General features: G+C 70.3%; 15 protein-coding genes. 10 read left to right on the forward strand and 5 right to left on the reverse strand.

Annotation, left to right across the window (positions count from 1 at the left end; all coding sequences use genetic code 11):
* Positions 1 to 50 precede the first annotated feature (50 nt).
* Positions 51 to 590 (reverse strand): hypothetical protein, encoded by a 540-nt coding sequence (locus tag ACFQ6X_RS20465; protein ID WP_383183325.1) that lies wholly within the window; start codon positions 588 to 590, stop codon positions 51 to 53.
* 285 nt (positions 591 to 875) lie between these two features.
* Here ACFQ6X_RS20465 and fmt point away from each other — a divergent pair, with 285 nt between their 5' ends.
* From fmt to ACFQ6X_RS20480, 3 genes are all read left to right on the forward strand, one after another.
* Positions 876 to 1,808, forward strand: a complete 933-nt coding sequence (gene fmt, locus ACFQ6X_RS20470) for a methionyl-tRNA formyltransferase (RefSeq protein WP_356415379.1) — start codon at positions 876 to 878, stop codon at positions 1,806 to 1,808.
* A 103-nt stretch (positions 1,809 to 1,911) separates the two neighbouring features.
* A complete protein-coding gene (locus ACFQ6X_RS20475; protein ID WP_383183327.1) occupies positions 1,912 to 3,345 on the forward strand; it encodes an RsmB/NOP family class I SAM-dependent RNA methyltransferase in 1,434 nt (477 codons plus the stop codon).
* A 68-nt stretch (positions 3,346 to 3,413) separates the two neighbouring features.
* Positions 3,414 to 3,629: a DUF6243 family protein gene (locus tag ACFQ6X_RS20480; protein WP_383183329.1), complete on the forward strand. Its 216-nt coding sequence runs from the start codon at positions 3,414 to 3,416 to the stop codon at positions 3,627 to 3,629.
* Positions 3,630 to 3,696: 67 nt separating this feature from the next.
* Here ACFQ6X_RS20480 and ACFQ6X_RS20485 read toward each other — a convergent pair whose 3' ends face one another.
* Positions 3,697 to 5,967 (reverse strand): glycosyltransferase, encoded by a 2,271-nt coding sequence (locus ACFQ6X_RS20485; RefSeq protein WP_383183331.1) that lies wholly within the window; start codon positions 5,965 to 5,967, stop codon positions 3,697 to 3,699.
* A complete protein-coding gene (locus tag ACFQ6X_RS20490; RefSeq protein ID WP_383183333.1) occupies positions 5,964 to 10,097 on the reverse strand; it encodes an NACHT domain-containing protein in 4,134 nt (1,377 codons plus the stop codon). The genes ACFQ6X_RS20485 and ACFQ6X_RS20490 overlap by 4 nt, the downstream gene beginning before the upstream one ends.
* A 415-nt stretch (positions 10,098 to 10,512) precedes the next feature.
* On the opposite strand from ACFQ6X_RS20490, the gene rpe reads away from it, so the two are divergent.
* Both rpe and ACFQ6X_RS20500 read left to right on the forward strand, forming a co-directional pair.
* Complete coding sequence (rpe, locus tag ACFQ6X_RS20495) at positions 10,513 to 11,196, forward strand: ribulose-phosphate 3-epimerase (RefSeq protein ID WP_329212974.1); 684 nt, start codon at positions 10,513 to 10,515, stop codon at positions 11,194 to 11,196.
* Positions 11,197 to 11,334: 138 nt separating this feature from the next.
* Complete coding sequence (locus tag ACFQ6X_RS20500) at positions 11,335 to 12,321, forward strand: sugar-binding domain-containing protein (RefSeq protein ID WP_329215455.1); 987 nt, start codon at positions 11,335 to 11,337, stop codon at positions 12,319 to 12,321.
* 56 nt (positions 12,322 to 12,377) lie between these two features.
* On the opposite strand, the gene ACFQ6X_RS20505 is transcribed toward ACFQ6X_RS20500, so the two are convergent.
* Entirely contained in the window at positions 12,378 to 13,439 is a 1,062-nt protein-coding gene (locus ACFQ6X_RS20505; RefSeq protein ID WP_383183335.1) for a terpene cyclase, read from the reverse strand.
* A gap of 297 nt (positions 13,440 to 13,736) precedes the next feature.
* On the opposite strand from ACFQ6X_RS20505, the gene ACFQ6X_RS20510 reads away from it, so the two are divergent.
* The 5 genes from ACFQ6X_RS20510 (at position 13,737) to ACFQ6X_RS20530 (ending at position 20,180) form a co-directional block, all read left to right on the forward strand.
* Complete coding sequence (locus tag ACFQ6X_RS20510; RefSeq protein ID WP_329212979.1) at positions 13,737 to 15,203, forward strand: GuaB1 family IMP dehydrogenase-related protein; 1,467 nt, start codon at positions 13,737 to 13,739, stop codon at positions 15,201 to 15,203.
* A 199-nt stretch (positions 15,204 to 15,402) separates the two neighbouring features.
* The gene (locus ACFQ6X_RS20515) at positions 15,403 to 16,860 is read left to right on the forward strand and encodes an aldehyde dehydrogenase family protein (RefSeq protein ID WP_383183337.1); all 1,458 of its coding nucleotides are present in this window, start codon (positions 15,403 to 15,405) and stop codon (positions 16,858 to 16,860) included.
* Positions 16,861 to 16,970: 110 nt separating this feature from the next.
* Positions 16,971 to 17,426 carry an Lrp/AsnC family transcriptional regulator gene (locus ACFQ6X_RS20520; RefSeq protein ID WP_329212983.1) on the forward strand — a complete coding sequence of 152 codons (456 nt, stop codon included), beginning with the start codon at positions 16,971 to 16,973 and terminating at the stop codon, positions 17,424 to 17,426.
* A gap of 211 nt (positions 17,427 to 17,637) precedes the next feature.
* A complete protein-coding gene (locus ACFQ6X_RS20525) occupies positions 17,638 to 18,435 on the forward strand; it encodes a carbon-nitrogen hydrolase family protein (protein WP_383183340.1) in 798 nt (265 codons plus the stop codon).
* Positions 18,436 to 18,488: 53 nt separating this feature from the next.
* Positions 18,489 to 20,180 (forward strand): NAD(P)/FAD-dependent oxidoreductase, encoded by a 1,692-nt coding sequence (locus ACFQ6X_RS20530; protein WP_329212987.1) that lies wholly within the window; start codon positions 18,489 to 18,491, stop codon positions 20,178 to 20,180.
* An 18-nt stretch (positions 20,181 to 20,198) separates the two neighbouring features.
* Here the strand turns inward: ACFQ6X_RS20530 and ACFQ6X_RS20535 are convergent, their stop codons facing one another.
* Complete coding sequence (locus tag ACFQ6X_RS20535) at positions 20,199 to 21,212, reverse strand: hydroxyacid dehydrogenase (protein WP_383183342.1); 1,014 nt, start codon at positions 21,210 to 21,212, stop codon at positions 20,199 to 20,201.
* Positions 21,213 to 21,223 lie beyond the last annotated feature (11 nt).

The raw sequence follows: 21,223 nt of genomic DNA on the forward strand, positions 1-21,223 counted from the left end.
CGCCCTGTCCGCCGCCCCCGCCGTGCGGACGCGGTGAGGGGCGCTCGGGTTCAGCCGTTGCGGGGGCCGGGGAAGGCGCCGGGGCGCAGCTCCTCGCGCGGCGAGGGGCGGTCCGCCGAAGGCTGCGGCGGCATGGAACGGGCCGCCGGCACCGCGGGCAGCACGGGGGAGGAACCGGGCGGCGCGGACAGCGGACGGGGCGCGGACTCCGGGGCGACCTCGGCGGCACCCGGCTGCGGGGTGTTGCGCCGGGCACCGTAACGGCGGTGCACCGCCTGCTTGGTCACCCCGAGGGCCGAGCCCACCGCGTCCCACGAGAAGCCGAGCGAGCGGTCGAAGTCCACCGCCGCCGTGACCAGCGTCTCGACGCTGTCCCGCAGTTCCTGAGCCAGCCGGACGGTGGGCGCCGGGGCCCTGCCGTAGACGACGAAGCCCGCGGACGGGCCGGAGCGGCGCGGACGGTAGACGTTGCCCAGCTGCGCAGTGAGGGTGCGCAGCGCGTCCACCTGCCGCCGGACCCGCTCGATGTCCCGCACCAGCAGGTGCAGACTGGCACGCGCCTGGGCGTCGTGGGTTGCGTGGTCGGCCATGAACAAGCCTCTCGAACCGGCGTTGAAAGGGATCGGACCGCATCGCGGCGGCCCACTTCGGTCAATCTCTCTTGACCAACGCCTCACCCGGCCATGTGGTCACGCAACAGGGGCGTATGCGCATATGCGCGGGGCGCACGGGCGTGCGTACGCCCCCCGGCGGCCCGGCCCGGGGGCCGTCCCGTCGTCCCGGGTGTGCGCCCGCGGAGGACAACGGGACAGCCCCTAGACTGGTGTGCTGCTCGCCACACCGTACGTTTCGGCCCGAGAGGCAGTCCGCCACCCATGAAGCTCGTCTTCGCAGGCACCCCCGAGGTTGCTGTCCCCGCCCTGGACGCCCTGATCGCCTCCGGCCGCCATGAGGTGGCCGCCGTCGTCACCCGTCCCGACGCACCCGCCGGGCGAGGCCGCCGGCTCGTCGCCAGCCCGGTGGCCGAGCGCGCCGAGGAGGCGGGGATCGAGGTGCTCAAGCCGGTACGCCCGCGCGACGAGGCCTTCCTGGCGCGGCTGCGGGAGATCGCCCCGGACTGCTGCCCCGTGGTGGCCTACGGTGCGCTGCTGCCCAAGACGGCCCTGGACGTGCCCGCCCGCGGCTGGGTCAATCTGCACTTCTCCCTGCTGCCCGCCTGGCGCGGCGCCGCCCCGGTGCAGCACGCGGTGATGGCCGGGGACGAGGTGACCGGCGCGTCGACCTTCCTGATCGAGGAGGGCCTGGACTCCGGACCGGTGTACGGCGTTCTGACCGAAGAGGTACGGCCCACGGACACAAGCGGTGACCTGCTCACCCGGCTGGCCTTCGCCGGCGCCGGGCTGCTCGCCGCGACCATGGACGGCATCGAGGACGGCACCCTGCACGCCGTACCGCAGCCCGCCGAAGGCATCACGCTCGCGCCCAAGATCACCGTCGAGGACGCCCAGGTGCAGTGGTCCGCACCCGCCCTGCGGGTCGACCGCATCGTGCGCGGCTGCACCCCCGCCCCCGGTGCGTGGACCCTCTTCCGGGGCGAGCGCCTCAAGCTGGTCCAGGCCGCGCCCGTCCTGGACCGTGCCGACCTGGCGCCGGGCGAGCTGTCCGCGGGCAAGAACAACGTGTACGTGGGCACCGGGTCGCACGCCGTGGAGCTCCTCTGGGTCCAGCCCCAGGGCAAGAAGCCGATGAAGGCCGCCGACTGGGCGCGTGGTGTCCGCATCGTCCCGGGCGAGCTCCTGGGGCTCTGACGACGGGCAGGCCCCCGCGCTTCCGGGGCCCGCGCCGCCGGCCCGGGCGGCGACGTACGCTGGGTGGGTTCGCCACTCTCACCATCAGCGGAGCACCTTTCACGTGAACGACCAGCAGCGTCGCCGTCCCGCCAAGCCGCATCGCCGCCCGCAGAAGGACCCTGTCCGGTTCCTCGCCTTCGAAGCGCTCAGGGCCGTCGACGAACGCGACGCGTACGCCAACCTCGTCCTGCCCCCGCTGCTGAAGAAGGCACGCGCCAAGGGCGACTTCGACGGCCGGGACGCGGCGCTCGCGACGGAGCTGGTCTACGGGACCCTGCGCCGCCAGGGCACGTACGACGCGATCGTCGCCGCCTGCATCGACCGGCCGCTGCGCGAGGTCGACCCGCCCGTGCTGGACGTGCTCAACATGGGCGTGCACCAGCTGCTCGGCACCCGCATCCCGACCCACGCGGCCGTCTCCGCCAGCGTGGAGCTGGCCCGCGTCGTGCTGGGTGAAGGGCGGGCCAAGTTCGTCAACGCCGTGCTGCGCAAGGTCTCGGCGCACGATCTCGACACCTGGGTGGAGCGCGTCGCGCCGTCGTACGACGACGATGCCGAGCAGCACCTCTCGGTCGTCCACTCCCATCCGCGGTGGATCGTCTCCGCGCTGTGGGACGCCCTGGGCGGTGGCCGCGCCGGGATCGAGGACCTCCTCGAAGCCGACAACGAACGCCCCGAGGTGACTCTCGTGGCCCGCCCCGGCCGCTCCACCACCGACGAGCTGCTGGCTGCCCTGGGTGAGGAGAGCGGCCTGCCGGGCCGCTGGTCCCCCTACGCCGTACGGATGGCCGAGGGCGGCGAGCCCGGTGCCCTGACCGCGGTGCAGGACGGCAGCGCGGGTGTGCAGGACGAGGGCAGCCAGCTCGTCGCCACCGCCCTCGCCAACGCGCCCGTGGAGGGCAGCGACACACGGTGGCTCGACGGCTGCGCCGGACCCGGCGGCAAGGCGGCCCTGCTGGCCGCGCTCGCCGCCGGACGCGGAGCGGCGCTGCTCGCCGCCGAGAAGCAGCCGCACCGCGCCCGGCTCGTCGAGCGGGCACTGGCCGGCAACCCGGGCCCCTACCAGGTGGTCACCGCGGACGGCACCCGGCCGCCCTGGCAGCCCGGCACCTTCGACCGGATCCTGATGGACGTACCGTGCTCGGGCCTCGGTGCGCTGCGCCGCCGCCCGGAATCCCGGTGGCGTCGCCGAGCGAAGGACCTGGAGAGCTTCGCACCGCTCCAACGGGGCCTGCTGCGCGAGGCGTTGAAGGCCGTCCGGATCGGCGGGGTCGTCGGCTACGCGACCTGCTCGCCGCATCTGGCCGAGACCCGCGTCGTCGTCGAGGACGTGCTCAAGGGGCGCGGCGGAGCGCCGGTCGAGGCGGAGTGGGTGGACGCCCGCCCCCTCATGCCGGGAGTACCGGCCCTGGGCGACGGTCCCGACGTCCAGTTGTGGCCGCATCTGCACGGCACCGACGCGATGTACCTGGCGCTGCTGCGACGCACGGGCTGACCCCGGGCCGCACCCCCGCCCCCACCCATGAATCCGTACGTCACTTCACATCTTTACCGGGAGAGCCCATGACCGTCAGCAAGAACATCAACAACCCCGTGGGCATGGGCGGCGGCCAGCGCAAGAGGCTGTCCCGCGCCGAACGGCAGAACAACGGCCCGCACCGCAACCTCGACCGCCAGGGTGCGGCCGACCAGAAGGCGGAGCTGGTGCGGAAGATGCGCGAGAAGGCGGCCGCGGCCGAGGGCGCCGGGCAGTCGGACGACGACACCGCCCAGAGCTGACGCACCGCTGCCGCAGGGCGGTACCGCAGCAGGGCCCGGACCAGAACGCGCGGTCCGGGCCGTGGGGTCAGAGCCCCATGGCGGTCAGGAGCTCTTCCACCGACCGCGACCACGGCCGTTTCTCCGCCAGCTCGACGCGCAGCGCCTCGGCGGCGGTGAACTTCTGCTCGCTCTCGGTCAGCATGCCGTCGATCAGCCGTGCCCAAGTCTCGACGTCGGCTGCGGTCCCGCCCGACATCGGGACCACCCACGACGCGGCACGCTCGTTGCCGAGCTCCTCCCGCAGCAGTTCGGCGAGCCCGCTCGTCTCGCTCACCAGGACGGGTGTGCCCTCAACGATCGCCTCCTGCCCCACAAGCCCGAAACCCTCCGCGCGGGACGGCATGATGAGGAGGCTGGCCCGGATGAGGTCGTCCTGAAGATGCTCGGCCTCCGTGGTGTACGGCCGCGGCACGATACGCAGCCGGGGATCGCCCGCCCAGTCGATCAGCTGTTGTGTCTGCTCGGCCGACTGCTCCGCGGGGACGCCGCGGACCACGAGTTCGATCGCCCGCTTCTTCGCTTCCCGGCGCCAGCCCGCGACCCGGCCGCAGGCCGCGGCTGCCAGGTCCAGGCCCTTGAGGTGCCAGTCCTCGGTGCGCCCGATGAGCAGGACGGTGAGCGGTGTCCCGTCCGGCACCTTGCGCGCCCGGCTGTCGGTGAGATCGAAGCCCGGATCGAAACGCAGAGGGTCCGTGTCGTCGCGGCGGGAGAGGTGGCCGAGGAACAAGCCGTGCAGCCGTGGGCCCACCGCGACCAGCCGGTCCGCGTCACGGCCGAGGCTGACCTCGATCCGCTTCCGGCTGTCGGCGGTCCCCATCGCGTCGTCCCGCCGGTCGAGCTTGTGCCATTCGGTCTCGTCCGGGTCCATGTGTACGAAGTGAAGCGTCTTCGGCTTCGCCTTCTGGAAGTGCTCCGCCTGCACCTGGGCGGCCGGACCCGTGATCCGGCCATGTCCGATCACCAGCTCGGGAACCACGTTCCCGGGCAGTTGGAGCGGCCGCATCAGACTGGCCATCTCGTCCGCCCCGGCAACAGGCCGGCACGGCAGCAGCGTGACTCCGGAGTCCTTCGCCTCGGACACCTCGGCATCGGTTGCGTTCAGCACCAGACACAGGACACGCACCCGCAGGCGGGCGAGCGCGCGGCAGAACTCGCGGTTGAACGTGCTCAGGCCGCCGTGCCCGGAGGCCCATTCGGTGGCGACGACCAGGGCCGTGCACCGATACCGGTCGTGAGGCCTCGACCGGGACACCGCCGTACCGGAGAGCGCGGTCCGCAGATAGGCCGCGAACTCGTCGGAGAACAACCGGACGGTCTCCGGCCCGCGCAGGAGCACACCCCTGTTGACCAGGGCCTGCTCATCCATTGCCGGCAGTTCGGACACGGGCCCGCCCGAGGCGACGGTGTGCAGCAGCGGCGTGCCGCGCCCGGACAGATCGAGGTCTATCTCCTCGATGAGCCGGTCGAAGTACGCGTGAAAGGCCCCCGCCTCCAGCTCCAGGGCCTTGGACACGTCGAGCGAGCCGGTCCTGTGGAACTCGTCCACCATGCGCCTGCAGACAATCCCCAGCAGATAAGCATGACGTCCGCACCGGGCCAGGAGTTCGGACTCCACGGGGCGGAGGTCGACTCCGGCCGTTCCGGCCATGCTCAGCAGCGACGCCGCTTCCCGAGGTTCCAGGAGGCCGACGTGACACCGGAGGGACATGACTCCGTCGAGCCGTGACCCTCCGGCCGCGTCCGCCTCGATCTCGAAGACCGAACGCCGGGAGATCGTGACGACCCCGATCGAGTACGTGCGTTCGCTGACCAGCGAACGCAACAGCTGGTAGGCGGACAGGTCGACCAGCACCCAGGGGGCGCGGTCGAATTCGTCCAGGACCAGCAGAACATGCAGGTCGCGCCGAGCGACCGTCTCGAAGTAGCGGGTGACCGCGTTCCTCAGGTCGTACCAACCCCGCGCGCTCTGCGCCGTGGCGTTCAGCCGGTTCAGCTCTTGATCGCCGGGGAACCGGGTGGTGACCTCGTTCGTGAACGTGCGGAACAGTCCGAAGACCGAGTCGAGCTCGACCACGGAGACGCGGACGACCGCCAAGTCGGCCCGGTCCACCCGGCGCAGCGCCTGCTCGACCACACTGGTCTTGCCGAACCGGAGCTGGCCGACGACGCTGAGGTTCCGCGGCCGTCCGGGCGACCGCCACACCGACTCGATCTCCGCGACCAGGTCCGGTCGGTCGATGAAACCCGGTGCGGCCGGGGCGCCGCCCGCGTCCTGGTACGGATTCGTCCCGTTCACAGACGTCCTTCCGGGGCTGCGAAGTACCGCCGCAGCCACTCCTCGTACAGGCCCACGACGAACTGGTACCCGTCGCCCACCCGGCGGACGACCTCGCGCGAGACCAGATGGTCCAGGAGTTCGACGGGGAGAGGGCCCTCGTGGCACCGGAGGATCGCCTTGTGCGCGGCGGGCTTGTCACGACAGGCCCAGGCCACCGCGACGAGTGCTGCGCGCAGTTCGGCCGCGTCCCACCGCGGATCGCCGGCGTCGGGGGACTCGAGACCGTCGAAGTCCCCGGCCCGCAGCGTGTCGAGGAGCTGCCCCGTGACCTCTCGGACGTCGGCATCCGTGATCATGTCGGTCCGCTCCTTGTTCATGTGCTCGATCAGCGCATAACAGATCTTCTGGATGTAGAAGGGGTTTCCGCCGGTGAGCCGGATGATCTCCTCGACAGCGCGCTCGTGATAGCGGCTGACGGGCCCTGACGGGGTTCCGAGCTGGACGGGCTGCTGGATGAGGGCGCGAGCATCGGCCTCGGCGAGACAGGTGACGCGTTCGAGGCCGAAGACGCCGAAGGCGTTCGGGTCTTCCTCGACCAGCCGCTCCAGATGGACCTGCCCGACCAGCACGAGATGGAACAGGCTGCGTTCGACGATGGCCTTGAAGGTCCGCAGGAACGACGGATGCACCAACTCGTCACGGATCCACTGGTCCATGTACTGGAACTCGTCGATGAACACGACCCAGGGCGGACTGCCGGGCCGCGCTGCCCGGTACCGGGTGAACAGGCTGTTGCAGTCCAGCACCGGGTCGGGACTCTCGATCAGCGACTTGCGGTCGAAGCCGACGGGAAGCAGCCTGGGCCCTTCCGTGATGGTCGCGTCGGCCCCTTCCAGAATCCGCCACAGCAAGGTGCCGAGCAGTGTCGACTGATCTTCGTCGGCCTTCCGCTGCGGAGTCAGTTCACCGAGGTTCCCCACATCCACGACGGGGAGCCCGTCGAATGTGCCGAGCCGTCGCATCAGCTCCACACCGATGGAGGACTTGCCGGTGCGTTTCTGGCCGAAGAGCGCTATGCCCGCTCCCGGAGCCGACGCCGCGCCGAGTGCGGCGCGCACCTTTTCGATCAGCTCTTCCCGTCCGAAGAGCATGGCGGGGTCGTGCACCGGCCGGCCCATACCGCCTTCCGTGAAGGGATTGGGATCGACCGCCACGTACTCCGTGGCCAGGGTGACCCGCAGACGCTCCGTGCAGGTGGCGTCCCGCGAGCTGTGACGGGGCCGGTAGGTGAGGGTCACCTCCGTCTCGATCTCGGAGGTGCCCTGGGCTATCGGAGTGGGCACCAGCCTCAGCAGGACGGTCGTGGCCGTCCCGCCGCGCACGGGCGACGGCACCTCGATCCGTCCGCTTCCCGGGGCGCCGGGTGGAGCCGGGTCACCCGTGGTGAGCGAGGCGGCTTCGATGGGGGCGCTGTGCTCTCCATCGTTCGCCACCTCGACCGGCACGGTCACCACCCCGTTCCGCAAGCGTGCGAAGGGAAGGGCCGCGCTGAGCCTGGGCCGTGGGGGGTGCTCCCGTACGAGCCGGCGTCTCTCACTGCGAACGAGGTCCTCGATCCGGGCCGCTGCCGGCTCGGAGAGTTCGACGGACAGGCCCGTCGGAGTACTGCGGACGGCAGCACGCATTGCCTTGGCGTGTCGCGCTGCCGCGCGCAGGGCGGCGTCCCGTTCGCCGAACTGCGACCGCCGGAGCGAGTGGTCGAGTCGGTCGAGCGCTCTGTCCAGCCCCTCCAGTTCGAGCACGGGGGGCGGTTCCTCCCTCAGACGGTCGGCCACCAGTTCCCGGGCATGCAGAATTTCGTCCTTCACGAGAACCAGATGGGCCAGGTCGCAGAATTGGTGGACGAGTTCGCGACGGGCGCGGCGCCACTTCTCCACCGCCGCGTCCCAGCCGGCGGTCGTTGTCGCACCGGCCCGGTCCGTACCGAGCCCGTCCGCGATCCGACGGGCCAGTTCCTCGTCCGCGCGCAGGGCGCCGACAACCAGCTGTGCGGCCTTCCGGTGCGCGGCCACCAGGGGAATCATGAGTTCGCAAGCCGTAGCCCCCGCGGTCCGGCACGAGGCGCGCAGCGCCCGGAAGCACTCCTCCTCGTCCTGAGGGTCCGCCACATCGCCGAAGTAGGCGAGGCAGGCCAGACGCACGTCGGCGGCGTGCGGCTCGTCGGGGTCGAGCTGGCGCAGTGCGGAGAGGCACAGGTCCCGGGAGGAGGCGGGACTCTGGTCGCGCAGGGCATACGACAGGGCGATCAGCCCCTTGAACCGGTAGCCCCTCGCCTCGTCGTGGTCGGCGAGTTCGCCGGCAAGCACGGCGGCCGACAGAAATGCGGTGGCGTCGGACTCGGACCATTCGTGGGCCGGGCGCAGGTCCCTCCGGGCCGGCAGCCCTTCGATATCGTCATGGCTGACCGGCCGGTGTTCGTCGTGGGCCCGTAGCAGCAGCTCGGCCGCGGGTGCCGAGTACGCCTTCTCCACGAATTCGGTCAGCGCGTCCGCCGTCGCCCCGGCGGTTTGCCGCGAGGTGCGCACCCTGGCCAGCATCGAACGCAGTCCCGGCTCGATCTGCGGGCTGACGTCCGCGCAGGCGACTGCCAGGGCCAAGGCATGCCGCGTGCCGCGCGCGAGGCACGCCTCGATGACGGGGCTGGCGTCGGACGAGGAGGCCCACGTGAGGATCACGTCGCGCCACCGGGGACTTTCCATGTGCTCGACGAGTAGCCGGAAGGATCCCTGGGCAGCGATCTGCTGTGCGGCGAGGAAGTCCTGGAACGCGCGATGGAAGAAGGCGTACGCCCGTCCGTCCCGCCGTACGAGAATGCCGTCCTCGACCATTACTTCCAGGAACCGCTTGGTGTTCACGGCGCCGGATCGGCGCAGGGTCTTCTCGATCATCCGCGAGCACTCCGCCTCGGACGCGTACTCCGTTCCCTGCTGCAGCATGGCCAGGGCCAGCACCCGGACGACTCGTTCCTTCCGCGACGGCGACAGATCGGGAAAGTCCTCGGCCGGCGAACGGTGCCGTGACAGAGCCTGTTTGAAGACCTCCCCGTAGAGGGCGGTGCGGTTGCCGGGCAGTTGACCGGTGAGGCGGAAGCTGCTCATCAGGAGCGAGAGCAGCATGGGGTTCGACGCCAGTTCGAAGAGATCCGAGCGATCCCGCAGTCTGTCCAGCAGCACCCCGGTGCCGGGTACCGCACCTCGTGTCGAAGGGTGACGGAGGGATGCGGGGTTGTTGCTCAGCCATCGCTTCACGAACTGGGCGACCTGCTGGTCAGTGAGAGGTTGCAGAGTCAGCATCCGGGCGGCGGGCAGTAACTGCCGGGCTTCCGGGAAGGGGCGGGAGGTGATCAGGAAGTCATTGCGCGGATAGCGTGCCGTCTGTGCCTCGATCCAGGCGGACACGGCTCTTCGCCGGTCCGGGTCCGGGACCTCGTCGAGGCCGTCGAGGAGCACAAGGCAACGGCCGTTCCTGAGTCTGCGCTCGAACCAGCCGGCCCCGACCTTGCTCCGGAGCTCGCCGAGAGAGGAATGGGCGACGTCGCCCAGGGACAACTCGGGTGCTTGGGCGACATCGGTTGCCAGGGCTCCCAGGCGCAGCAGGACCGGCGTGCGCCGCGGCGACTTGAGCCGGCCTGCCACCGCGGTCAGGGCCGTCTGCCTGAGCAGGGTCGTCTTTCCTGTGCCCGGAGCACCGACGAGCAGCAGGACGACCGGCTTGGCGCTCCGCAGGTAACGGGTGAGCGGATGCCGCCCCGGCAGGCCGTCCTCGGTCAGATCGACATCGACGAAAGTGTCGCCCGGCAGGGAAACAGCAGGTCCGAACACATGCGCCCCGGTGGGGCCTCCGGAACCCAAGGGGGCGGAGAGTTCCATGACGTACCGCAGGTACCGCGACAGGAAGCCGCTGGAGCGGTAGGACGACAGCCACACGGTGATGCCCGCAGCGAGCACTCCGACGAGCATGACGGGCAGCAGGTAGGAGTCGGTCCTGTTGAAGAGCACGGAAATAATCGAAATGGCAGCGGAGATGATGCCCGCGCCCAACGACGCACTCTCCCAGCGCTGCCTGGGCCCGTTCCCCTGTACCGACATGACGCCCCCGCTTCCCCGACCTCGCCCCCCACGGCAACGTAATTCATACCGGTTGCACCGCTTCGGGCGAAGGGCAATGCCCGAATCGAACCTTCTGAACGAGGACGGGAAGAGTGGCGTAGGGCTGTACGCGGGACACGCCGTCCGGCTGGACAGGCCTGTTCGCCCGGAAGTCGATGCCATCGCGCTCGCCTGTGGGCGCCCTCGCGCGCAGCGGCAGGCCGAGTTCGCGTCAGGGCTGACTCTCAGGCCGCCCCGGCGGGAGGCCCCGTGCCGCGCGCGACCTCGCCGGAAGTATGGCGAACCCACACGCTGGCCGGGCGAAAAGCCGGGATTGTGCGAACCGTAATGATCCCGTGAGGCTTTGGGGGGCACCGAGGCGGGGAAGTGGCGCGGAACATGGCAGGCTTGGTGCATGGCCCAGATCAACCCCAGCATCCTGTCCGCCGACTTCGCGCGACTCGCCGACGAGGCGAAGGCCGTCGAAGGCGCCGACTGGCTCCATGTCGATGTGATGGACAACCACTTTGTGCCCAATCTGACGCTCGGCGTGCCGATCGTGGAGGCGCTGAGCAAGGCCACGGACACTCCGCTGGACTGCCATCTCATGATCGAGGACGCGGACCGCTGGGCACCGCAGTACGTCGAGGCGGGCGCGGGGTCCGTCACCTTCCACGTGGAGGCGGCGGCGGCGCCCGTACGGCTGGCGCGGGAGATCAGGGCCAAGGGCGCGCGCGCCTCGATGGCGCTCAAGCCCGCGACCCCGATCGAGCCGTACGAGGACCTGCTCCCCGAGCTCGACATGCTGCTGATCATGACGGTGGAGCCGGGCTTCGGGGGCCAGTCCTTCCTGGACATCATGCTGCCGAAGATCCGCCGGACCCGTGACCTGATCTCCAAGCACGGTCTCGAGCTCTGGCTCCAGGTCGACGGCGGCGTCTCCGCCACCACGATCGAGCGATGCGCCGAGGCCGGAGCCGATGTCTTCGTCGCCGGATCCGCGGTCTACGGGGCGCAGGACCCGGCCCAGGCCGTGCGTGCCCTGCGCGAGCAGGCGGACGCGGCGACCGCTGCGGCGCCCTGGGCGTGCGGCCACTGAACAAAGGGCAGATGAACGCGGCCCGACGGGCCGGATCAAGGATCGCCGGATCTGACAGGATGACGGTGTATCGGGCGTGTGAACAGCAGTGAGGAGATCGCGGTGTCTGGCATCTCGGCGGGTCGGTCAGCCATGCGGATGGGACCCGCGGAGCTGGTTCAGGCGGCGGCCATGGCCCGTCGGTTCTACCTCGAGGGAAAGTCGAAGATCCAGATCGCCGAGGAGTTCGGCGTCAGCCGCTTCAAGGTGGCCCGGGTTCTGGAGACGGCTCTCGAGCGTGATCTCGTACGGATCGAGATCCGGGTACCGGCCGAGCTGGACGCGGAGCGCTCCGACGCGCTCCGGGCCCGCTACGGGTTGCGCCACGCGGTCGTCGTCGAGTCCCCGGCGGACGAGCAGGACGACGCCGCCGACCCGGAGAACCTGGGCGAGGTCGCGGCCGAACTGCTCGGTGAGCTGGTGAACGAGGGCGATGTGCTGGGCCTGGCCTGGGGCCGTTCCACGATCCACATGGCCGCTGCGCTCGACCGGCTGCCGCCCTGCACGGTCGTGCAGCTGACCGGGGTCTACGACGCGGGTACGGCCGAGCGCGGGTCGGTCGAGGCGGTGCGCCGCGCGGCCCAGGTGTCCGGCGGCGAGGCGCATCCGATCTACGCGCCGATGCTCCTGCCCGACCCGGCGACCGCGGCGGCCCTGCGGCACCAGACGGGTATCGCCCGCGCTTTCGAGTACTTCGACAAGGTGACGGTCGCCGCGGTCTCCATCGGTTCCTGGGAGCCGGGCATCTCCACCGTCCACGACATGCTCTCGGACGAGGAGCGGGCACACTACGCCTCGCTCGGGGTCGCGGCCGAGATGTCCGCACACCTTTTCGACTCCGACGGCCGACGTGTCGGCCGGGACCTGGGCGAGCGGTGCATCACCGTGGAGGCGGACCGGCTGCGCCGGATCCCCGAGGTGGTCGCCATCGCCGGCGGACAGCGCAAGGCGGCGGCGATCGGCGCGGTGCTCCGCTCGGGCCTGGTCACCAGCCTGGTGACGGACACGGCCGCGGCCGACTACCTGCTCACGGAGTCCGCCGCCGGACAGCGGCCCGCCCTGGAGCGCGCCGACCCCGACGACTGACAGTCACGGAACATGACGGAGGCCGGGCACCGCACAGGTGCCCGGCCTCCGTTCGTCTACCGGCTCCGCTGCCCGTCGGACGCGCTCGATCCCGCAGGGTCCGCGGCCACGCCGAGGACGGTCTCCTCCAGATACTCCGCGGGCTCCGCGTACTGGCTGACGTCCGCCGGGTTGTAGCGGGGGGTCTGCCGGGACCAGTCCAGATTGCCGCGCATCCAGCTCCGCATCCCGTCGAGATAGGGGACGAGCAGCGCGGACAGCTGCGGATACATGTCGAGCAGCTCGTCCTCGGCCGTGAGGAAGCGCTCGGTCTCGGTGGCTATCTCGGCGCACACGTGGTCGAGTGCCTGCTGCTCCCCGTAGCCCCGGTGGTGTCGTACGAGGTGAACGAGATTGTGGATCTCGCCGAGCACCTGTTCCTTCTCGAAGGAGTACACGTCGTTGGCCCAGCAGACGACGTTGCACGAGGCTTCCAGAGCCGTGATGAACCGCGGGTCGTTGTGGACCGACTCGGGCGCCTCGATGCCCGCCACGATCTCTATCAGGTCCATGCACACATGGATCGCCCCGGTGTGCCGGCGCTGGGCCACATAGGTCTCCTCGGCCGGCACGACGCCGTCGGCCCGGTTCCCGGCCTCCCAGGTGGTGGCGGTCATCAGGTACGTCATGAGGTGCCAGGCGAAACGTGTGCGCCAGTGCGGGGCCGCCTGCGGGATCGTGCGTTCCCACAGATCGGCCAGGGCGACGACGGCGGCGGGCGGCTCCTCGCCCGGCAGGGGGCCGGGAGCCGCTCCCTCCACCACGGAGCGCATCCGGGCCACCACGTCGCGTACCCGTTCGGGGTTGCGGCCGAGGTGGCCGTCGTCCAGCTGGTCGTCGACGAGGAAGAGCCATACGAACCAGTCGGCGACCAGGTCGAGGTGCTCACTGCCTGCCGTCGGGTAGACCATGCCGACGAACGCGCCGAAGTCGGCCTGCTCGAAACGACGCCTCGCTGACTCCCGGTGCACCAGTCCGGTGCGGCGCGTCCACGCGTCGATGTGCTCGCGCGTCTGCCCTACGTGCGGGTTCGTCCGCTGAGGGAACGGGCAGTAGATGTCGGGCAGTTCGCTCTCCACAGACGGATCCGAATCCTCTCCGGCCACAGACGTGACGGGTTTCGCCGCGCTCTCGTGCACGGTGTCGCGGTCACCCCCGAGACCTGCGGATTTGAAGCTACCTGACCCCCTGTCACCCGGTCCAGGGATCGTGATCACGAATGGTTGAAAGGCGTTCGGGTAGGGTCTTCGAGTAAGGCAGGTTCCACTTGCCAGGCCCCCCGGAGCACCTCCTTGGAGGAACTCACGAACGCGGGGGTCCATTGCTGTGTCTTCGTGGAAACGACCTGCACCGTTTCGTATGAAAAAATGAGTGTTATGCGTTTTCTTGAGCCCGGCACCGGTCGCTACACGGCGTCCCCCTCGGTCCCCTACGACCTCACGTACGACGATGTCTTCATGGTCCCCGGCCGCTCCGCGGTCGGTTCCCGGCAGGCCGTGGACCTCTCCTCGCCCGACGGCACCGGCACCACCATCCCGCTCGTCGTCGCGAACATGACCGCGATCGCGGGGCGCCGGATGGCGGAGACGATCGCCCGCCGCGGCGGACTGGTCGTCATCCCCCAGGACATCCCGATCGAGGTGGTCACCGAGGTCATCAGCTGGGTCAAGACGCGCCACCTCGTGCTCGACACGCCCATCGAGCTGTCCCCGGGCCAGACCGTTGCCGACGCCCTGTCCCTGCTGCACAAGCGGGCCCACGGAGCGGGTGTCGTCGTCGACGCCGAGCGCAGGCCGGTCGGTGTCGTCACCGACCACGACCTGACCGGTGTCGACCGCTTCACGCAGCTGTCCGAGGTCATGTCCAAGGACCTGGTGCTGCTCGACGCGGACATCGACCCCCGCGACGCCTTCGGCAAGCTCGACGGCGCCAACCGCAAGCTCGCCCCCGCGGTCGACGCGGACGGCAGGCTCGTCGGCATCCTCACCCGCAAGGCCGCGCTGCGCGCGACGCTGTACACCCCGGCGACGGACTCCGAGGGCAGGCTGCGCATCGCCGCGGCCGTCGGAATCAACGGCGATGTCGCGGGCAAGGCCAAGCAGCTCCTCGACGCGGGCGTGGACACGCTCGTCGTCGACACCGCGCACGGCCACCAGGAGTCCATGATCAGCGCGGTCGCCGCGGTGCGGGCGCTCGACCCGCGCGTGCCGATCGTGGCGGGCAACGTCGTCGCGGCCGAAGGCGTGCGCGACCTGATCGAGGCCGGCGCGGACATCATCAAGGTCGGGGTCGGCCCCGGCGCCATGTGCACCACCCGGATGATGACCGGTGTGGGCAGGCCCCAGTTCTCCGCCGTGCTCGAGTGCGCGGCCGAGGCCCGCAAGCACGGCAAGCACGTCTGGGCGGACGGAGGCGTCCGCCACCCGCGCGATGTCGCCATGGCGCTCGCCGCCGGCGCGTCGAACGTGATGATCGGCTCCTGGTTCGCCGGCACGTACGAGTCGCCCGGTGACCTCCAGCAGTCCGCGGACGGCCGTTACTACAAGGAGTCCTTCGGGATGGCCTCCGCGCGCGCGGTGAAGAACCGCACGTCGGAGGAGTCCGCCTACGACCGGGCTCGCAAGGGGCTGTTCGAGGAGGGCATCTCCACCTCGCGGATGTTCCTGGACCCGGCGCGCCCCGGTGTGGAGGACCTGATCGACTCGATCATCGCCGGTGTGCGTTCGTCCTGCACCTACGCGGGTGCGGCCTCCCTCGAGGAGTTCGCCGAGAAGGCCATCGTGGGTGTGCAGAGCGCCGCGGGATACGCGGAGGGCAAGCCGCTCCACGCCAGCTGGAGTTGACCGAGCGGTCCACGCATCACAGGTGCCCCTCCCGGGAGTTCGTGCCGGGAGGGGCACCTGTGTGTTCAGGTGTCGTTGGATGACTGAATACGACCGCTTCTAGTCGACTGTCGGGCACAATTGACCATCTTCAACTCTGTTGAATTGTAAGTAATATGAGTCGCAATCAGCTGCCCGCCTCTCTGCGGTAAGGGATCTCATGTCCTTCTTCACTGACCTGGCCCACCAGTACATCGACGGCGAGTGGAGGCCGGGGAAGGGGTCCTGGGACATCATCGACTTCAACCCGTACAACGGTGAGAAGCTCGCGGCCATCACCGTCGCCACGGCGGCCGAGGTCGACCAGGCCTACCGCGCGGCCGAGCGGGCCCAGCAGGAATGGGCGGACACCAATCCCTACACCCGCCGGGCCGTACTGGAGAAGGCGCTGCGGATCGTCGAGGAGCGCGAGCCCGAGATCTCCGATGCGATCGTCGCGGAGCTCGGCGGCACCCGGCTGAAGGCCGCATTCGAACTGCACCTCGCCAAGGAGTTCCTGCGCGAGGCCGTTCAGCTCGCACTGCGGCCCTCCGGGCAGATCCTGCCCTCGCCGACCGAGGGCAAGGAGAACCGTGTCTACCGCGTGCCCGTCGGCGTCGTGGGTGTCATCAGCCCCTTCAACTTCCCCTTCCTGCTGTCGCTCAAGTCGGTCGCGCCCGCACTGGCCCTCGGTAACGCCGTCGTCCTCAAGCCCCACCAGAACACGCCGATCTGCGGCGGCACGCTGCTGGCCAAGGTGTTCGAGGACGCCGGTCTGCCGGCCGGGCTGCTGAACGTCGTGGTCACCGACATCGCCGAGATCGGCGACGCGCTGCTGGAGCACCCCGTCCCGCGGCTCATCTCCTTCACCGGTTCCGACAAGGTGGGACGCCACGTCGCGACGGTGTGCGCGTCCCACTTCAAGCAGTCCGTGCTCGAACTCGGCGGGAACAGCGCGCTGATCGTCCTCGACGACGCCGATGTGGACTACGCCGTCGACGCGGCCGTCTTCAGCCGGTACGTGCACCAGGGCCAGGTGTGCATGGCCGCCAACCGGATCCTGATCGACCGCGCGATCGAGAAGGAGTTCACCGAGAAGTTCGTCGCCAAGGTCGCCTCCCTGCGCGTCGGGGACCCGTCCGACCCCTCGACCCAGATCGGCCCGCTGATCAACTCCTCGCAGGCCGAAGCGGTGTCCAAGATCGTCGACCAGACCGTGGAGGCCGGCGCGACGGCGCTGCTGCACGGCCGGGCCGAGGGCAACCTCGTGAGCCCCTCCGTGCTGACCGCGATAGCCGCCGATTCCCCCGTCCTGCAGCAGGAGATCTTCGGGCCCGTCGCCCTCCTCGTGCCCTTCGACGGCGAGGACGAGGCGGTCCGGATCGCCAACGACACCCCGTACGGGCTGAGCGGCGCGGTGCACACCGGGAACATCGAGCGAGGGGTGCGCGTGGGGCAGCGCATCCGCACCGGCATGATCCACATCAACGACGGCACGGTCCACGACGAGCCCATCGTCCCCTTCGGCGGCGAGAAGGCCTCGGGCCTGGGACGACTGAACGGCGACTCGACGATCGAGGCCTTCACCACCCAGAAGTGGATCTCGGTGCAGCACGGCCGCTCGCAGTTCCCCTTCTGACCGGCAGCCCTCCGCGGTGAGCGCGCCCCGCGCGGGCGCGCGTGGTCTACTTCGGGGGCGGCCCGTGCCGCCCCCGAATCCGACCGTCGCAGAGAAGTGATCCCTCTGAAGTGCGCCTGAACGACCTCGACGAACGCATCGTCCACGCCCTTGCCGAAGACGCCCGGCGCAGTTACGCCGACATCGGCGCGATCATCGGACTGTCCGCCCCCGCCGTGAAACGCCGCGTGGACCGGCTGCGCGCCGAGGGCGCCATCACGGGCTTCACCGTGCGGGTGGACCCGGCGGCGCTCGGCTGGCACACCGAGGGCTTCATCGAGATCTACTGCAGCCGCAACACCGCACCGGAAGCGATCAAGCAGGGCCTCGCCCGCTATCCGGAGATCGCGTCCGCGTCCACCGTGACGGGAGACGCCGACGCGATCGTGCAGGTCTTCGCCGCCGACATGCGGCACTTCGAGCAGGTGCTCGAGCGCATCGCGGGCGAGCCGTACGTGGAGCGCACCAAGTCGGTGCTCGTCCTGTCCCCGCTGCTGCGACGGTACGCCTCGGGCTCGCCCGCCTGAGGCTGCCCGGGGCCGGCCCCGCTCGTACGGGAGACCGAAATCACCCTTCTGACCTGCGTCGACGCCCTACGCAACGAATCACCGCGACAGCCCTGTCCGACGCAATAAATCGATGGTGTGTGCGCAACACTCGCGCCTTGTCCGGCCCGATCGGCGCCCCGTACCTTCAATACGTCTCCCCGTACTCCGCCCGCACTGCCCGAGGTCAGCCATGCCGCCGCTGCGTACCGCCCTGCTCCAGAGCTCCGGACGACCCGGCTCCGTGGACGAGAACATCAAGGTGCTCGACGAGGCCGCAGGACGCGCCGCCGAGGCAGGTGCCCGACTGCTCGTCTGCCCGGAACTCTTCCTCACCGGATACGCCGTCGGCGACGCCGTCCCCACGCTCGCCGAACCCGCGGACGGCCCCGGAGCGCAGGCGGTCGCCGAGCTCTGCGCGCGGCACGGCATCGCCGTCCTGTACGGCTACCCGGAGCGCGACGGCGAGCTGATCTTCAACGCGGCGCAGCTCATCGGCCCGGACGGGACCGCCCTCGCGAACTACCGCAAGACCCATCTGTTCGGCAGCTTCGAGCAGAAGTGGTTCACCCCCGGCGAGCAGGCCGTGGTGCAGGCCGACCTCGACGGCGTCCGGATCGGCGTGCTGATCTGCTACGACGTCGAGTTCCCGGAGAACGTCCGGGCACACGCCCTGGCCGGGACCGGTCTGCTGCTGGTGCCGACCGCGCAGATGCACCCCTTCCAGTTCGTCGCCGAGTCGGTGGTCCCGGTCCGTGCCTTCGAGAGCCAGATGTACGTCGCGTACGTCAACAGGACCGGTCCGGAGGGCGAGTTCGAGTTCGTCGGGCTGAGCTGCCTGGCGGGCCCCGACGGCACCGTGCGGACCCGTGCCGGCCGCGGCGAGGAGCTCGTCATCGGTGAGGTGGACCCCGGGTTCCTCGGCGCCTCGCGGGCGGCCAACCCGTATCTGAAGGACCGCCGTCCCGGTCTGTACGGCTCCCTCGCCTGACCCGAGCCCTCCCCTTCGTCCCCCTTCTCACCTGTGCAAGGAGTCCGTACCCCATGACGTCCACGGTGCCCAACGCCGTCCAGCACACCGACGCGCAGCCGCCGATCACCATGTTCGGGCCGGACTTCCCCTACGCGTACGACGACTTCCTCACGCACCCGGCGGGCATCGGCCAGATACCGGCGACCGAGCACGGATCCGAGGTCGCCGTCATCGGCGGCGGTCTCTCCGGCATCATCGCCGCGTACGAACTGATGAAGATGGGGCTGCGGCCCGTCGTCTACGAGGCGGACCAGATCGGCGGCCGGCTGCGTACGGTCGGCTTCGAGGGCTGCGACCCCTCGCTGACCGCCGAGATGGGCGCCATGCGCTTCCCGCCCTCGTCCACGGCGCTGCAGCACTACATCGACCTGGTGGGCCTGGAGACCGAGCCGTTCCCCAACCCGCTCTCCCCGGCCACTCCGTCGACCGTCGTCGACCTCAAGGGCGAGTCCCACTACGCCGAGACCATCGCCGATCTGCCGCAGGTCTACCGCGACGTGATGGACGCCTGGAACTCGTGCCTGGAAGAGGGCGCCGACTTCTCCGACATGAACAGGGCCATGCGCGAGCGCGATGTCCCGCGCATCCGCGAGATCTGGGCGAAGCTCGTCGAGAAGCTCGACAACCAGACCTTCTACGGGTTCCTCTGCGCCTCGGACGCCTTCAAGTCCTTCCGGCACCGCGAGATCTTCGGCCAGGTCGGCTTCGGGACCGGCGGCTGGGACACCGACTTCCCCAACTCCATCCTGGAGATCCTCCGCGTCGTCTACACCGAGGCCGACGACCACCACCGCGGGATCGTCGGCGGCAGCCAGCAGCTGCCGCTGCGCCTGTGGGACCGCGAACCGCGCAAGATCGTCCACTGGCCGCTCGGTACGTCGCTGGCCTCCCTGCACGACGGGCAGCCGCGCCCCGCAGTGACCCGCCTGGACCGCACCGCGGGCAACAGGATCACGGTCACGGACGCCACCGGCGACATCCGCTCCTACCGGGCCGCGGTCTTCACCGGGCAGTCCTGGCTGCTGCTCTCCAAGATCGCCTGCGACGACGCGCTCTTCCCGATCGACCACTGGACGGCGATGGAGCGCACCCACTACATGGAGTCGTCCAAACTGTTCGTGCCCGTCGACCGGCCGTTCTGGCTGGACAAGGACGAAGCGACCGGCCGCGACACCATGTCGATGACGCTCACGGACCGGATGACCCGGGGCACGTACCTCCTGGACGACGGACCCGGCAAGCCGGCCGTCATCTGCCTCTCCTACACGTGGTGCGACGACAGCCTGAAGTGGCTGCCGCTCTCCCCGAAGGAGCGCATGGACGTCATGCTCAAGTCGCTCGGCGAGATCTATCCCAAGGTCGACATCCGCAAGCACATCATCGGCAACCCGGTCACCGTCTCCTGGGAGAACGAGCCCTACTTCATGGGCGCGTTCAAGGCCAACCTGCCGGGCCACTACCGCTATCAGCGGCGCCTGTTCACCCACTTCATGCAGGACCGGCTGCCCTCGGACAAGCGGGGCCTCTTCCTGGCAGGCGACGACATCTCGTGGACGGCCGGCTGGGCCGAGGGCGCCGTGCAGACCGCGCTCAACGCCGTATGGGGTGTCATGAGCCAGTTCGGCGGCGCCACGGACCCGACGAACCCCGGCCCCGGCGATGTCTTCGACGAGATCGCGCCGGTCGAGCTTCCGGAGGACTGAGCCCCGCCGGCCCGGCCGTCAGCGCAGGCGTTCCAGGGCGTCGGCGGTCACCGTGTGGAGCAGTGGCTGCCCGGCGAGCAGCCGCACGACCTCCCCGACGGCGCTCGCCCCGAGCCGCTGCCTGACCTCGACGCTGCCGGCGGCCCGATGCGGGGTCAGCAGCACGTTCGGCAGGGTGCGGAAGGGGTGGTCCACCGGGAGCGGCTCCTCGTCGAACACGTCGATCGCCGCGTCCAGCCGCCCCGAGTCCAGCTCCGCGAGCAGTGCCTTCTCGTCGACCAGCCAGGCCCGGGCGGTGTTCACCAGGCCCGCGCCGTCCGGCATCAGCGCCAGCTGGGCGGCACCGATCATCCGGTGCGTCTGCTCGGTCACGGGGGCGTGCGCGGCGACGATCCTGCTCCGCGTGAGCAGCTCCTCCAGCGGCACGGACTCCACCCCGAGCGCCACCGCGTCCGCTTCGGACAGGAACGGGTCGGTGACACGGACCCGCGCCCCCATCGCCCGCACCATGGCGATGTACGCGCGACCGGTGCGGGACGCGCCGATCACCCCGATGTCGCTGCCGTGGATCTCATGTGACGGCGGTGCCTCGACGGCCTCGGCCCACGTCGCGCCGCCGTGCAGGGCGTGATCGAAGCGGTGGATGCGGTGCAGCAGGGACAGGGTGAACGCGAGGGCCACCTCGGCCACCGGCCGCGCCATCTCGTCGCCCGCCTGCGTGACATGGATGCCGCGCCGGAACACCTCCTCGTCGACGTACGGGGCCACGGCCGAGCCCGTGTGCGCGACGAGCTCCAACCCATCCGCGGAGTCCAGGAGTTGGGCGTCGACGCGCGGACTGCGCCACGAGGTGATGAGTGCCCGTGCCCCGGGGAGGGCCGCGGCCAGCGCCGTACGGTCCCGGTGCTCGTCCAGGACGGTCAGCTCGGCCGCCGTGTCCAGCTGCTGCCAGACCTCGGCGGTGAAGAACTCGGCGCGCAGGTGCGGGGGTACGGAGACGACCACGCGGGGGCGGCCGGCCGGATCGGACATGAGGAGCTCCG

It is taken from the genome of Streptomyces sp. NPDC056452, from assembly GCF_042796085.1.
In the GTDB taxonomy this organism is placed as follows: domain Bacteria; phylum Actinomycetota; class Actinomycetes; order Streptomycetales; family Streptomycetaceae; genus Streptomyces.